This window comes from Vibrio sp. HENC-03 (assembly GCF_000305755.2).
Classification (GTDB): Bacteria; Pseudomonadota; Gammaproteobacteria; order Enterobacterales; family Vibrionaceae; genus Vibrio; species Vibrio owensii.
Window position 1 is genome coordinate 1 of the sequence record NZ_JH976083.1, and the last position, 202, is coordinate 202.

1 tRNA gene is annotated in these 202 nt (G+C 43.6%); it reads left to right on the forward strand.

Going from position 1 to position 202, the window contains the following annotated elements:
• Positions 1-144 precede the first annotated feature (144 nt).
• Positions 145-202: transfer RNA gene (locus tag VCHENC03_RS17285), tRNA-Thr, on the forward strand.

Sequence of the window (202 nt, forward strand, 5' to 3'; positions counted from 1 at the left end):
CTCAGTTGGTAGAGCGACGGACTGTTAATCCGCAGGTCACTGGTTCAAGTCCAGTAGGAGGAGCCAACTTCTAGAGTTTCATGTAAATGAGATTCTAAAAAATGAAGAGTTTACTCTTCAAAAAAGAAAACGGTACGCCGACTTAGCTCAGTAGGTAGAGCAACTGACTTGTAATCAGTAGGTCACCAGTTCGATTCCGGTA